Origin of the sequence: Nodosilinea sp. FACHB-131 (assembly GCF_014695395.1) — a bacterium.
Lineage (GTDB): Bacteria > Cyanobacteriota > Cyanobacteriia > Phormidesmidales > Phormidesmidaceae > Nodosilinea.
The window spans coordinates 192,860-207,681 of the sequence record NZ_JACJOF010000016.1 but is presented as its reverse complement, the minus strand read 5'-3'; the positions used below and the strand labels follow the sequence as shown (position 1 = coordinate 207,681).

10 protein-coding genes and 1 tRNA gene are annotated in these 14,822 nt (G+C 53.5%); 5 read left to right on the top strand and 6 right to left on the bottom strand.

All coding sequences use genetic code 11. The features are described 5' to 3' along the window. The first annotated feature begins 47 nt into the window (after nucleotides 1-47). From H6F75_RS11075 to H6F75_RS11065, 3 genes are all read left to right on the top strand, one after another. The gene (locus H6F75_RS11075) at nucleotides 48-656 is read left to right on the top strand and encodes a DnaJ domain-containing protein (RefSeq protein WP_190752110.1); all 609 of its coding nucleotides are present in this window, start codon (nucleotides 48-50) and stop codon (nucleotides 654-656) included. A gap of 43 nt (nucleotides 657-699) precedes the next feature. Then, a complete protein-coding gene (locus tag H6F75_RS11070) occupies nucleotides 700-969 on the top strand; it encodes a DUF3143 domain-containing protein (RefSeq protein WP_190519274.1) in 270 nt (89 codons plus the stop codon). 927 nt (nucleotides 970-1,896) lie between these two features. After that, entirely contained in the window at nucleotides 1,897-2,610 is a 714-nt protein-coding gene (locus tag H6F75_RS11065) for a hypothetical protein (RefSeq protein ID WP_190752109.1), read from the top strand. A 412-nt stretch (nucleotides 2,611-3,022) separates the two neighbouring features. Here the strand turns inward: H6F75_RS11065 and H6F75_RS11060 are convergent. From H6F75_RS11060 to H6F75_RS11035, 6 genes are all read right to left on the bottom strand, one after another. Further along, a tRNA-Leu gene (locus H6F75_RS11060) sits at nucleotides 3,023-3,104 on the bottom strand. A 1,150-nt stretch (nucleotides 3,105-4,254) separates the two neighbouring features. After that, the gene (locus H6F75_RS11055; protein WP_190752107.1) at nucleotides 4,255-4,881 is read right to left on the bottom strand and encodes a ribonuclease HII; all 627 of its coding nucleotides are present in this window, start codon (nucleotides 4,879-4,881) and stop codon (nucleotides 4,255-4,257) included. Between the two features lie 3 nt (nucleotides 4,882-4,884). Next, a complete protein-coding gene (locus H6F75_RS11050; protein ID WP_190752105.1) occupies nucleotides 4,885-7,017 on the bottom strand; it encodes an Rne/Rng family ribonuclease in 2,133 nt (710 codons plus the stop codon). A 562-nt stretch (nucleotides 7,018-7,579) separates the two neighbouring features. Next, nucleotides 7,580-9,463, bottom strand: coding sequence for an RNase J family beta-CASP ribonuclease (locus tag H6F75_RS11045; protein ID WP_190752103.1), 1,884 nt, complete (start codon nucleotides 9,461-9,463; stop codon nucleotides 7,580-7,582). A 417-nt stretch (nucleotides 9,464-9,880) separates the two neighbouring features. Further along, complete coding sequence (gene dapA / locus H6F75_RS11040; protein WP_190752101.1) at nucleotides 9,881-10,786, bottom strand: 4-hydroxy-tetrahydrodipicolinate synthase; 906 nt, start codon at nucleotides 10,784-10,786, stop codon at nucleotides 9,881-9,883. Between the two features lie 305 nt (nucleotides 10,787-11,091). Then, nucleotides 11,092-12,120: an aspartate-semialdehyde dehydrogenase gene (locus H6F75_RS11035; RefSeq protein WP_190752099.1), complete on the bottom strand. Its 1,029-nt coding sequence runs from the start codon at nucleotides 12,118-12,120 to the stop codon at nucleotides 11,092-11,094. Nucleotides 12,121-12,436: 316 nt separating this feature from the next. Here H6F75_RS11035 and tig point away from each other — a divergent pair, with 316 nt between their 5' ends. Continuing rightward, complete coding sequence (gene tig / locus H6F75_RS11030; RefSeq protein ID WP_190752091.1) at nucleotides 12,437-13,945, top strand: trigger factor; 1,509 nt, start codon at nucleotides 12,437-12,439, stop codon at nucleotides 13,943-13,945. 186 nt (nucleotides 13,946-14,131) lie between these two features. Beyond that, complete coding sequence (clpP, locus tag H6F75_RS11025; protein WP_190752089.1) at nucleotides 14,132-14,821, top strand: ATP-dependent Clp endopeptidase proteolytic subunit ClpP; 690 nt, start codon at nucleotides 14,132-14,134, stop codon at nucleotides 14,819-14,821. Nucleotide 14,822 lies beyond the last annotated feature (1 nt).

Genomic DNA, 14,822 nt, shown 5'->3' with positions numbered 1-14,822 from the left:
AGCAAACAGCCTATACCCCTCGCTAATTGCCCTGCCAGTGGGACACCATGCCTGACGCAAACCCAAGACCTAAAACCCACTACGACCAACTAGGGGTTAAGCCTACTGCTAGCCCCCAACAGATACGGCGTGCCTTTCGTGACCTCAGTAAGCTCTACCATCCCGACACCACTGATTTGCCCGCTAACGAAGCAACCGAAAAGTTTCAGCAGCTCAATGAAGCCTACGCCATCCTCAGCAGCCCCGATCGCCGTTGGACTTACGATCAAAAAGTAGGCTACTCTCGCATATCAGTCATGCAGCCTCTGGAGCCGCTAAGCCGTCCAGCATCCCTTCAGCGGCGCGAGCCTGCCAACATGTATCTCGACCCCACCGATCGCCCCCTATCAGCTGGAGAAATTTTTGCCCTCTTTATTTTAGGGCTCACCTTTGTAGCTTGCCTGGCCTTAGTGGTGACCGTAAGTCTGACTCGAGGAGACTATACCGCTAACCTAGAGATGTTGCCCGCGGAGGTCAGCACTGACGTTGAAGTGACTTCAGACCAACAGCCAGAGGCAGAACCTTTAGCAGGGGATACCTCCCTGATGGCTCCTTCTTTGCCGGAAGCGCGGCCTAGTCCAAGATCCCTGACATCTGCACCACCTACCTGGTTGTAGACACAGTATTGCTATCTACTCTTTGTTTCTATAACCCATAGCCATGGCACTTCCATCCGCGACCACGCCTCTTTACAATTACCCTCTGCCTGACATCGAAGCTTGGCTACAACAGCAGGGCTGTACCCAAGACGACGCGCTCCACTGTTGGCACGTGATTCGCCCCCGATGGGAAGCTGAGATTCTGCTTGAAACCGATTGTATTGTGGTGCGCTATATTAGCGCCGGGTCAGACAACAAAGACATTCAGCGGGTATTTAAGTACTCTCTAAGTCGACAAGATTTGGAAGAAGCTATCTTCTCCGGCCCTTAGACCTAAAACCGACTTTTTAGCACAGTCACATTAAGCCATTACTTTCAGTCCATGGGGCTTAGACAAGGTCGAATCTAAGAGGCTGTTTGAAAAGAGTTCTGTTGTAGCATCTACCAACATCCTGCCTCTTTTAAGGAGGGGAGTGAGCCGGTTCAAGGCACTTTTCAACCTCTTTAAAGAAAAGCTAAGGGGAATCTTTGACCCTTGCTACCAAAGCTACGAGTGTTCAAGCAGCCCCTTACAGTCTTCACCGTAGAGACTAATCAAGGGCATTTTGCAAAACTTTTCCTAACCTTGATTGGGCAGCAGCTACAGACCCAATCAGGTTAGCTTCTGGTCAGATTTATTAAATCTAAGCATTGTCGGAAATATTAAGGAAAGGTTAGCCTCTGCGTTGACCTTCACTAGGTGATTCTCAGCCGCAAAGCTGTGCTGACAGGGATGCGCAGTCTTAAAAGTTGGCAAAAAGTGAATCTAAGTATTTTTAGGTACATTCCCAATCAAAGTTCATAAAGATACTCCAGCCACGCCCGCTGCTAAGACAGCCATTTCCACAAAAACCATGTCAACGTAAGTGTTTTCACGAAAAATCCATGCTTACCGGGGCATTGTTCGCAAGCACTTCACAAAGCCGTGGCGAGATCGTGGTTAAATTTAGGTTAACTGAGAGCGAAGAGAAGTTCATGTTTAGGTTATCAAAAGCCTCTTAAGAAGCACTTTGGTTTGTGGAACTACTTCCCGTAGTTCCTTCACATACCCCACTGTGTTCTTCTTCACTGTGCGAGCAGTAGTTGAGCTGCGTCCTAAATACAGCTTCAACATGCGTATACGCCTTCCAGAAGGCGGTGTTTCCTGAAAAAGCGTTGTGTATTTACCATTCGGAAAATCTGTCTAAAAAATACCTATCAGACTTTTTGAGGAGGCGTTATGACGACTTTGAACGAGACCCAGGTTAAAGTTCGACAAAAGGGCGATCAATATAGATACGACATTTGGCTGAACTGTTTTATTACGCTATTAGCGACCAATCTACTCAGTATTTATGTCGCTACCAACGGTACCTCTGACCTAGGTTTCGTGTTTCAAGAAGATGGTCTGCTTGAGAGCCTAAGCGCTGTATTCTACTTTTCTGCTGCAGGCATTTTTGCCTTTGGCTTTAAAAATAAACCCGCTCCCCTCAGGTTTTGGTGCTTATTTTTTGCAGTTCTAATGTTTATGGTGGGCGGTGAAGAGATTAGCTGGGGGCAGCGCATCTTCGGTATTGCTACGCCAGCATCTTTAGAATCTGTCAATGTCCAGAATGAATTCAACATTCATAATATTGACGGAATTCATCAGCATGTTCGGATGGCTGGGGTCGCTTTTGTAGGAATTTTCTGTTTTCTTATTCCTATCTCTAACCGCTTCAGTCGGCAAATGAAGCAGTTCTATATCCAGTGGGGTGTACCTCTATTTCCATTAAGTACAGCTTGGCTAGTCGTAATATCTACTCTGTTTATGGTTGTTCCACGGGCTATCAACCTACCAGATCTTTTTGTTCCAGATGAAATTGGAGAATTTTTACTCTCCTTTGCCTGGATTCCTTTTGCCCTTAATAATTCCTTAGAAAATCGCTTTGGTAGGCTCGAGCAAAACCTCTAGAACTATTTTTTAGTTACCAACCCAAAAAGCCGCTGAAGTCTCAAATCTTGGCGGCTTTTTGAGCTATCTACGGCTAGTATGAGAAGCCCAGCTCAGTGAGGAGTTAAAACTTCCTGTTACAGCCTTTGTCTGAGCGGTTAGGGCATTCCAACATTCTCGAAGCGATCGCCATATGCTAGCTCGCTACCTCAATTCCTACCATTGACGGTCGCCCGTGTCTTAGTTGAACTAGCACCCTCAATTAAGCTAGGGGCTGTAGCAACAGCTTTAGATTCTTCTTCCACGCCTGCAAGCCATGCATTCACATAAAAGATGACGCTATCGACAAAGAGCACTTGTGTAGCAAGCTTAGCTGATCAAACAAAGCAGAGTGTGAAGCAGCTAGCTGCTTCACACTCTGCTTTGTCAACAATGCGGATGAAAGGACTTGAACCTTCACGTCCGAAAACACTAGAACCTAAATCTAGCGCGTCTACCAATTCCGCCACATCCGCGTTCGGTCATTCAGCATAGCAAATAACGGCGGGCTATGGGAACCTCTCGACCCGTTCTTTTTAAATTAAATTGATTGACTTAGGTAGAGATGTACGAGTTTAGCTCGCTCACCAATCTCGAGGGGGGATTGCTGGGACGGTAATCAGCACCCAGTGCCTACCAACGCTGAAGCACACTGCGGTGGAGAACTTGCCTCTGAAAAAATATTGCGGGGCTGGAGCTTCGTCAGCCGAAACAGCTAAGAAATGGGGTCTAGAGGTGTACAGCCGTTGGATTTGGACGAATCTTGGGTACCTGAAGCGGGTTTAGAGACGTTGGACCATGTTGTAGTAGGTTCAGACCAAATTTTTGGCCCAGGCCAAGGGTGGATAGTGTCATCGTTCGTAGCGGAGCACCATCAGCGGGAGGTAAGGACTCCAACTCGCCACTGCTAACTGCTCCATAGTTGCTCGGAAACCAGACTTGTTGAAGGATCTGTCCCGCATCAATGTTCTTCTAGCTTTGCTGCATGGAGAAAGTCAAAGATTCTGCGCATCTCATCCATCGATGGCAGCCGTGTAGAGGGCGTGAGTGATGATGTTGCTGAGTTGATAATTGTGGAACTCACACTTTTTGAGCAGCTGGCTAAGCAACGGAACGGCGCGAAGCACTGCAAGAGCGCCCACTTTCTCCCAACAACTTAGTACGATGGTTTTGGCAGGACGCACGCTGGTGCTAAGGGACTGCATGGCCCTCTTTTTGCGCTCTAGCTCAGGCGGTTAAAGCTGTCTTTGCTGATCGGGGTTCGTCATCATAGCGGCCTTAGCTGCGGTAGACGTCATAATCTGCTCATATCAGCCAACGTATGATTTAAAGAAGGTTTCCAAGGTGATACGTGCCAATGCGTGGTGACTCTGCGTGGTGGAGACAGGCAATTGCAGAGCACGCATCCCTATCTAGTAGTGCGCCACCTCTGCGAAAATGTCGTCGATTTCTGCAACGGTAAGTGGGCCTGTGCCCTGCCGGGCTTCTTCAAGGTCCATCCACCATACCGCTGGGCAAGAGTTGGCTTGGTCTATTCTTCACGGGCAGTACAGACCTTCAGTTATCAAATGGACGGCGAGCCCTACTAAAACTATAGCCAGGGTTCTAGGGGTATCCATACCCTTATCAAATTGGCAACGACGGCCCCCACTCAGCATTAACCACACCCTTAAAGGAGCGACGGTGCTGGGACGTTGGTCCTAGCGTTTGCAGAGCTAGGCGATGGGCCGCGCTACCATAACCTTTGTTGCGCGCTAAGTGATAACCGGGGTAGCGACGGTCGAGGCGCACAATGAGGCGATCGCGCCATACTTTAGCCAAGATGCTGGCAGCGGCAATCTCAGTGTGGATGCGATCGCCCTGCACCACCGTTCGCTGGGGCAGGTGTAAGTGAGGGATGAGCTGATTGCCGTCAATCAGGCAAAGGTCTGGCAGAGTAGACAGGCGACCCAGCGCCCTGTTCATCGCCAAAAGACTGGCATAGAGAATATTAAGTCGCTCAATGTCGTGGATGGTGGCTAAGCCTAGGGCGTAGTCTGTAGCCAGCCGTTGAATGGGCTCTACCAAGCTTTCGCGGCGGGCTTCGCTGAGGCGCTTGCTGTCGGTCACCCCCAGCGACTGAAGTTGCTCACAGGCATGAGGCGACAGCACAACCGCCGCCGCTACCACTGGCCCAAACAGGCATCCTCGCCCCACCTCATCAACCCCAGCAACCCTGACTGCCGGGTGATAGTTACAAGCCTCAGGAGTCAAAACCTACTCGTCGCCACCGTCGCCAGCGGAGGAGGAACGACGGCGACGGCGACGGCGCACGCTGCTAGACGATTCTTCTGACTCGGCTTCGGGGGTAACCTCTATGGGGTTCAGTTCAGCAATGGGGGCGGGTTCGATATCCGGCTCTGGGGTTGGGGCGATCGCTTCAGGAGGAATGACATCAGTCTCCTGAGCTTGGGCGCGAGCCGAACGCGTGCGCACTACGCGGCTAGGAAACGGCTTGGGCAATGCAGGCTCTGGTTCTGTCATATCCACCAACGGCACCTCAGCAGGGGCCTCGGCTGGAGCTTCCATTGGGGTTAGCGATACAATCTCTGGCGGGGTCTGTCCAGGCAACACTACCGACACCACCACGTTGCGGGGGTCGACTACCTCTTGGGTCGACAGAACCATGGGTGAAATTCCCATCATGGCGTAGATACGCTGCTCGTCAGGGGTCATTTCCACAGTTACCACCTGAGGGGGCACAACGGACTTCCGATTCCGAGCTGGCTCGCTTTGGGAATCAATCCGTCCCCCAGTTCGTCCGCGCCCTCGGGGCGCAACCTTTTCGTCCTCAGCCTTAGGGGTTACCAGCGGTGTCAACGGCTCAATCGGCTCTTTAAAGTCAATCGGGGCCGGCCCGCTGTCTTTCACCACAGGTGCTTCTTTGCCGTTGCTTCGGGTCGGCAGAGGGTCCCGGCGACGACGACGGCGGTTGTTGCCGCGGCCCGCTTTGTCTTGATAGCTAGGGTGATTGCCCAAATCCAGCTCTTGCAGGTCAGGACGACTATCAAAGTCACCCGCATCACCCAGGGGAAGTGGCGCTATCTGAGGAGCCGGACTTCCCCCAGACACTAAAGCACGGGGAGCGACTTCATTGCCATTGTCTATAGGCACCTCGCCGGGCAAATGCACCAGATGGCCCAAACCACCGCAGGTCGGACAAGGACGCCCAAACAGCTCGTAAATGTTTTGACCCTGGCGCTTACGGGTCAGCTCTACCAGACCTAGCTCAGACAGCTGAGATATCTGGGGCCGAGCTTTGTCAGAACGCAGGGCTTTGGTAAAATGTTCAAGGACTTGCAGCTTGTCACGCCGCGTGTCCATATCAATGAAGTCAACGACAATTACCCCAGCAATGTTGCGCAGGCGCAGCTGTCGGGCAATTTCAGCGGCGGCTTCGCAGTTGGTCCACAGGACTGTTTCGCGAGCCGTGGCAGAGCGCGTAAAAGAGCCAGAGTTAACGTCAATCACCGTTAGCGCTTCAGTGCGCTCAATGATGATATAGCCGCCGGAGGGCAAGTCTACCCTCGGCTTCAAGGCCTCGCGAATAGCCGCATTGACTCGAAAATACTCCAGAATGGGAATGCGCTCGCGGTGGTGATCGATCAGCACTCCGGCGGGCACTTGGCCATCGCTCCAGTTGGCCAGGTGTTGCTTCACCCGCTTCATGCCAGTACTGGAGTCGGTCACGATGCGGTTAACTTCTGCGTTGTAGGCGTCGCGCAGCACCCGCTGAATGAAGTCGTCGTCGCGATTGAGCAGGGCCGGGGGACGAGTGCTTAAGGCCTGCTGCTGAATGCTCTCCCACTGCTTTTGCAGGGTTTCTAAATCTTCAATAATGGCATTTTCGCTAATGCCCTCAGCTTCGGTACGCACCAGCAGCCCCATGCCCGCCGGCTTAATGAGAATGGCTAGGGCCCGCAGACGGTTGCGCTCGCTCTCGCTGCGAATGCGCCGTGATAGATTGACCCCGCGCCCTGAGGGCATCAGGACTAAATATCGCCCCGGCAAACTGATATTGCCAGTCAGACGAGGCCCCTTGTTGCCCGTGGGCTCTTTCATAATCTGCACCAGCACTTTTTGCTGGGGCACGACCAGTTCGGTAATGGAGCCAGCGCTACGCTTCAGCTTCAAAGGACCTAGATCCGTGACGTGCATAAAGCCGTTACGTTCGCTATCGCCAATATTGACGAAGGCGGCATCAATGCCAGGGAGCACGTTTTCTACGGTGCCCAAATAAATGTCGCTAACCTGATGGCTACCGGTAGCCACAATTAGCTCTTGAATCTGATCTTCAGAAAAAACCGCAGCGATCCGGTTTTGCTCAGCAATAACAATCTGCTTCGGCATCCAAATTCCTCATACGACGCTCACCAGGGCGAATAAAGTCTGCTTTTCCCGCCCTGAGAGGGTGATTTGGCCATTCACCAGCCACGTCAACACCGCTACTGAGCGATCGGAAAACTCGTTTGCAAAGGTTTTGCAATAGAACCCACTGCGACACCGCAATAAATTCTGCTTCCTAAGGGCATGCACAGATCCCCTAACTCGCTGGGCGACTCTGAGAATTCTTGTTCGTAGTGGATCTCGTTTGCGCTAGATCTGCTTGGGATAAACCGCACAAGCTGAACAAAAACTCTGACAGAAGCACTTAGCGCTAAGGATGTGTAGCTGCTTAAGACACTTGCTATGCACCTTTGCTCAGGTACATCAGCTCCTGCTGAGTGCATTATAGCGCCAAGCAGCGGCAGTAACACAATACTGCGTATCTTTCTACCACAGGTAGAGCAAATTTGCACCTGTGATATTGAACGTGGCCTGCGACATTGCGCTGAGACCCGCAATAAAAAGGCGGGGCGATCGCGGCCTCACTATGCCTGCGATCGCCCCGCCCTCTAGTCATTCAAATTGATTATGAAGCCGAAGCCGCTGTAGTCCGAGTCCGGGTGCGGCGCTCGGTGACCAAACCCTGGGGCTCAGGTTGGGGTTCGGGCTCAACCTTGGGCGGCGATTTTTTCTGAGTCTTGGGTTCAGCCCTGGGCTTAGGGTCAGCTTGAGCCTGAGGCTGAGGCTGTGACACAGTCGCCACACCAGCCCCCTGAATTAGCAAGATCAGCATGGGGTCGCGCTTGTCGAACTCGCGCCGTACCAAGCGACGCAGGTCTTGGTCAAGAGCTGCTTTAAGCGCATCCAGGTCAAGGGCAGATTTACCGTTGCCATTGGACACTACCAGCTCTGCTCCACGACTTGAGAGCACCTGAGTGATCACCTGCTTCACCTGGCTCTGGAAGCGTTCCTGGGAAATTGACTGAGCCACTCCGCGAATTTGCACGGTGGGATCGGCTACTAGTTTGCCGTTGCTGCCCACAGTAGCCGCAATAGTAATCAGGCCGTCTTCGGCTAGCTGCTGCCGCTCTTTGAGCACGTCGCGGCCCACCACCCCAACGCGGGAGGCATCAACCAGCTCAATACCCGAGGGCACTTGACCAGCAATGCGAATGCCAGCGGGGTTAACTTCAACGATGTCGCCGTTGTTAATGATCACCATGTTTTCAGCGGGTACACCCATGCTTTGGGCGGTTTCAGAGTGCTTTACCAGCATGCGGTGCTCGCCGTGAACGGGCAGAAAATATTTAGGCCGGGTGAGGGCCAGCATCAGCTTTTGGTCTTCTTGGGCACCGTGGCCCGAGACGTGAATGCCTTTGTCTTTGCCATAGACCACGGTGGCTCCGCGCATCATCAGCTTGTCGATGGTGTTGACAACCGAGATGGTGTTGCCGGGAATGGGGTTGGCGGAGAACACGACAGTATCGCCCTGCTTGATCTTGATCTGCCGGTGGGAGTCTTCGGCAATGCGAGTGAGAGCCGCTAGCGGTTCCCCCTGAGAGCCAGTGGTGAGAATTAGCACGTTCTCATCGGCGGTGTGTCCGAGGGATTTGAGGGGTAAAAATAGGCTTTCGGGGCACTTGATATAGCCCAGATCGCGGGCATGGGCAATCACGTTGAGCATCGAGCGGCCCACCACAAACACCTTGCGGTTGTGCTTTTGGGCCAATTCCAAGATCATGTTGACTCGGTGGACTGACGATGAGAAGGTCGTCACCATCAATCGTCCCTGGGCCTTACCAAACTCGCGGTCAAGGTTGGGGAAGACCGATCGCTCCGAGGGGGTATGCCCGGGCACCTCGGAGTTGGTGGAGTCACTCACCAGGCACAGTACGCCCTTTTCACCAGCCTCCGCCAGCTTCTGAATATCGAAGGTCTCGCCATCGACGGGGGTGTGGTCAAACTTAAAGTCGCCCGTGTGAATGACAATGCCCACGGGGGTGTGAATAATCACCGAGCAGCTATCGGCGATGGAGTGGGTATTGCGAATGTATTCAACTAAAAAGGAGTTGCCCACCCGCACGGTTTCACGGGGACGAACGGGGCGTAGCTCGGTGCGATCGCTCATCCCGGCCTCTTCCAGCTTGCCCTCTAAAAGGGCCATCGCCAGACGAGGGCCATAGATTACCGGAATGTCGAACTGCTTGAGGTGAAAGGCAATGCCGCCAATGTGGTCTTCATGACCGTGGGTAACAATCATGCCCTTGATCTTATGGCGATTTTCCCGCAGATAGGTAACATCGGGCAGCACAATATTGACCCCGTGCATACCGTCGGTAGGAAAGGCTAACCCTGCGTCGAGCAGCATGATTTCGTCATTTATCTCGAAAACGCAGGTGTTCTTGCCGATCTCGTGCAGCCCGCCTAGCGGGATGATTTTCAGGGCAGTATTGGCAGATTTTGAAGTCATAAACAATCTCGTCAGTGAATAATTGAGATGGAAAAATTGAACAGTTAAACAAAGAATTGATGGCAGCTATGGCCTAATCGCGTCGGCAATCTCACTCTTCGCCGTACCTCAGCAGATACAGTCGTTTTACCGAGATGCACGGGGTTGGAGCGCTAGCCGACAGTGGCGGACGCTATAGAAACAGTTGAAGCCCAGGTCGATGTCGCAACATCGAGAGGTAGAGCAGCCAGGGCTATAGACAGTACAGATAGAGCCATAAATACGGTTCACACAGAGATAAAGGATAAACAGACTATTCAGTTGTTAGAAAACTAGAGTGGTAAACAGCTCCTGCCAAAAAGGTGAGCCGAAACCTGTTTGAAGATAACCGATAGCGACCAAATGCGGCCGCTGATGGCATAGCGGCAGATCTGCGGCCTATGCCTTGGTGGCTAGAATACCCTGGTCAGAGAGCTGTTGGAGCACCTCTGCGATCGCAATGCTTACGGACTCATCAGGCATACACAGGGGCGATCGCACTGCCCCTACGGGCCATCCCTGCTGTGCTAGAGCCACTTTCAGGGGCACTGGGTTGGTGGTAACAAACAAAACCTTAAACAAAGGCAACAGCTGTAGATGTATTTTTGTGGCCAACCGGGTCTCTCCGGCTTCGTAGGCCTGCACCATGGCCTGAATCTGAGGGCCAACTAGGTGGCTGGCTACGCTCACTACTCCGCAACCACCGACTGAGAGCACCGGCAGAGTCAATGAGTCGTCCCCGGAATAGATGCCAAACTCGGCGGGGGTATGATATCGAACTTGACTGGCCTGGTCTAAACTTCCGCTAGCCTCCTTAATAGCTACTATATTCGATATTTCTGCCAGACGGGCAGTGGTTTCAATTGCCAACGCACAGCCCGTACGTCCCGGAATGTTGTACAGCATGATGGGCAGATCGGGCACCGCTGCTGCAATCTGGCTAAAGTGCTGGTAAAGCCCCTGTTGGGAAGGCTTGTTGTAGTAGGGCACCACCTGTAGAGACCCATCTAGCCCTAGGTCACGGGCATGACGAGTGGCCTCAATGGCCTCAGAGGTTGAGTTAGACCCAGTACCTGCGATCACCTTAGCACGGCCAGCAACCGCTTCACGCACTGTCTTGTACAGCTGATACTCTTCTTGCCAGCTCAGAGTGGGCGACTCACCCGTAGTGCCGCACACTACCAGCCCGTCGCTGCCGTTGTTTACCAAATAGTCGGCTAGGCGCTCAGCCACGGCATAGTCAACGGAGCCCTCTTCAGAGAATGGCGTCACCATTGCCGTTAGCACTCTGCCAAAATACGTCACCCGAAATGCCTTATATCCTACGAAGTTTAATGACCCTGAGATTATACCAAGTTCGCCCCTGGCGGGTCGGTCCTGGGGAAGATTGTAGGATGGAAAGCCCATGGGATGGGCGTACCATGCCGGTAGTTCAAGTGGCGATCGCAACTTGGGAAACAGGATCACCCAAAGCGTTCACGAATGCTACGGACATCCACCCTACAGCTGACTACTACTTACTGAGTCTTGTCGAGAAGGCGTCAGTGATCATTCCAGGTTTAGCCCAGGCTCAAGCATCGTCCAACGCCCTGATCCGCTCAGCGTCAGTCTTAATGGCTAGCGCCAACGGCCTGGGGAACTTGCAGTAGTTCAGCAATTTGCACCGCGTTTAGGGCTGCCCCCTTGCGAATTTGATCACCGCTGAGCCAGAGTTCTAAGGCGTTGGAGTTAGAAATATCCTGACGAATACGGCCCACCAGCACGTCATCTTGACCGCTGGCTTCCATGGGCATAGGGAAGTAGTTCCGACCCCAATCTTCAACCACCTTGACTCCGGGAGCCTTGACCAGTAACGCCTTAGCTTCCTGGGGCGAGAACGGTGCCGCAAATTCAATATTAATCGCTTCGGAGTGGGCCCGCAGTACGGGAACCCTCACACAGGTGGCCGAGATTCTCAGGCTGTCAACCCCAAAAATCTTGCGCGTCTCGTTCACCATCTTCATTTCTTCCTGGCAATAGCCCTGCTCGTTGAGGGGCGAATTGTGGGGAAACAGGTTAAACGCTAGGGGGTAGGGAAACGCCTCTGCGATCGGCTCTTCCCCAGCTAGTATGGCGCGGGCCTGCTGCTTAACCTCTTCCATCGCCCGCGCTCCGGCCCCGCTGGCCGACTGGTAGGTCGCGACGACCAGGCGCTGTACAGGCTGTACCTGGTGCAGCGGCCATACTGCTAGGGTCATGAGAATGGTGGTGCAGTTGGGATTGGCGATGATGCCTTGGTGGGTTCGGGCCGCCTCAGGATTCACCTCAGGCACTACTAGGGGGACAGAGGGATCCATCCGGTAAGCGCTGGAGTTGTCGATGCACACGGCACCCGCCGCCACGGCCTTGGGCAACCATTCCTGAGATACCGAGCCACCTGCCGAAGCCAGCACTAGGTCAATGCCGTCAAAAGAACCGTCGCCTAACGCCTGAACAGGAATCTCTTCGCCCTTGAAGGTCAATGTGGTGCCCGCCGACCGGGGAGACGCCAGCAGCGTCAAATCTTTGAGGGGAAACGATCGCTCATCCAGCAGCGCTAGCAGCTCTGCCCCCACGGCCCCGGTGGCCCCCATAATCGCAACTCTCAGCCCGTTCGACACAGCGCCACCTCAACCTACTCACAGAACGCATTGCATCAGCCGATACTAACATTTTGCTTCAATCTACCGACAGCCCGCCAACGGCTCCATCGCTAGCCAGACAGGACTCACAAAATATAAGGAAATAGCGAAAGCTTCCAGCCCTACTATTCATTGGCCATCGCCCCCGAGCCAAGGCCTGAGGGCTCAGAATTGTGGACCAAAGCCAAGGAATGACCGCCACGCTGTAACGATAGAGTATGCTTATTAATTGCGCCAAAAGTTCCTTACTGGTTTGGAGCGCGCGCAGCCGCCGTCTAGTTAGCAAAAAGACCCCATGAAAGTTACCCAGGAAGTACTGCCCGACAGCCAGGTGGGACTAGAGATCGAGATTCCCGCCGATCTGTCTCAAAAGACCTACGATCAGGTGCTAAATAAGATGATGCGGACGGTCAATATACCGGGTTTTCGCAAGGGCAAAGTGCCTCGGCAGGTCTTTTTGCAGCGGATTGGGGTGACTCAGTTTAAGGCAGCCGTCATTGAAGAACTGGTACAGAACGCCGTTGAAAAAGCCATCAAGCAAGAAGAGATCGATGCGATCGGCAACTACCAGCTAAAAAGCGGCTTTGAAGAACTGATTGGTCAGTACGAGCCCGGTCAGCCCATCACCATTCAGGCCTCCGTAGACGTTCCCCCCCGAGTCACCCTAAAAACCTACAAAGGGCTATCTGTACAGGCCGAAGAAGTTCTTCCTGACCCCGAGCGGGTCGACAGCACCCTAGCCCAGTACCAAAACAACCTGGCTACTCTAGTGCCCATCGAAGATCGTCCCGCTCAAGCTGGCGATGTGGCCGTGATTGACTTTGCCGGCAAAGTTCAGACCGAAAGTGGCGATTTTGAAGAATTTCAGGGCGGCTCGGGCACCGATTTCCAGGTAGAGCTAGAGGAAGGGCGGTTCATTCCTGGTTTTGTGGAAGGCATCATCGGCATGGCCCTAGAAGAGGCTAAAGATGTCGAGATTCCTTTCCCCGACGACTACGCTCAGGCCGAGCTAGCGGGCAAGCCAGCGGTGTTCTCTATCACCCTAAAGGAAATTAAGGAGAAGGAACTGCCCGAACTTGACGATGACTTTGCTCAAGAGATCAGCGAATTTGAGACCATCGAAGCCCTACGCACTTCGCTAGTCGAGCGGTACCAGGAAGAGGCCGACGAAAAAACTAAGGCCAATAAAGATGCGGCCCTAGTCAAAGCTTTGGTGGAGCACCTGGAGGCCGAAATTCCTAACACCCTGGTGCAGAAAGAGGTGGATTTTTTGCTCACCCAAACCATCATGCAGCTCAGCCGCCAGGGTATTGATGTCAACAAAATGCTAACCCGCGAGCTGGTTGACGGCATGCGCCAGCGCACCCGTCCTGAGGCGATCGATCGCCTGCGCCGCACCCTAGCTCTGGGGGAAGTAGCCAAGCAGGAGGGCATCAAGATTGAAGAAGAGGCTCTGCAAGCAAAGATCAAGGAGGCCATGGCCGAGGTAGAAGACCCCAGCCAGATCGACCCCGATCGCCTCCAACAGGTGCTAACTGAGGAGCTGCTCCAGGAAAAAATTCTGGCCTGGCTAGAGGAAGCCAACACCGTTGAGCTGGTGCCCGAAGGCACTCTGCAAAAAGAAGAGGCCGTCGACCAAGCCGATGCCATTGAGGCCACCGCTGTCGAGACCGACAACTCTGAGAGCGATGCCATTGAAGTCGAGGCCACTGCGGTAGCGGACGATGCTGGGGAGACCGCCGAAGCTGATGAGGAGGATGAACTCCAGGCCGGCAAGACCAAAAAAGCAGCTAAAGGCGTTTGAGTCTAGCTACGGATTTCGGTAAACCATCGGTTAGCCCACCCCGTGAACCTAATTTTTTGGGGCATAATGTCGGGTAGGCTAACCGATGGCTTGTTAGTCTAAGTGTCCGGTTTAACCAGTTGTGACCTGGGCGCTCTGCTAGTAACGCAATATTCCTAAGCCCTTGAAATCTCGCGCAAACCCATTATGATTGCATCGAACCCATTGAGTAGCCCTATCTTGAGCTTGAGCCAGTCTGCCCTTAGCGCTAACCAGGTTCGCAGCATGCTGCCCGTTGTTGTAGAGCAATCGGGGCGGGGGGAACGGGCGTTCGACATCTACTCCCGCCTGCTGCGAGAGCGCATTGTGTTTCTGGGCACGCCGGTGACCGATGAGGTGGCCGACTCGATCGTTGCCCAGCTGCTTTATCTGGATGCTGAAGACCCTGAGAAGGACGTGCAGCTCTACATCAACTCTCCAGGTGGTTCTGTGACAGCGGGCATGGCGATCTACGACACCATGCAGCAAATTCGCCCCGATGTAGTGACGATTTGCTTTGGGCTAGCGGCCAGCATGGGAGCGTTTTTGCTCTGTGCCGGCGCTAAGGGCAAGCGCCTCTCCCTACCCAGCTCGCGGATTATGATTCACCAGCCCCTAGGGGGTGCCCAGGGCCAGGCCGTGGATATCGAGATCCAGGCAAGAGAGATTCTCTACCACAAGAACCGGTTGAATGAGTTGATTGCCCATCACACGGGGCAGCCGATAGAGCGCATCGAGACTGACACCGAGCGCGACTTTTACATGTCTGCCGCCGAGTCAAAGGCCTATGGGTTGATTGACGATGTTGTTGAGCAGCAATATCTTCCCACCGCCCCCACTATGACTGCACTAAATTAGG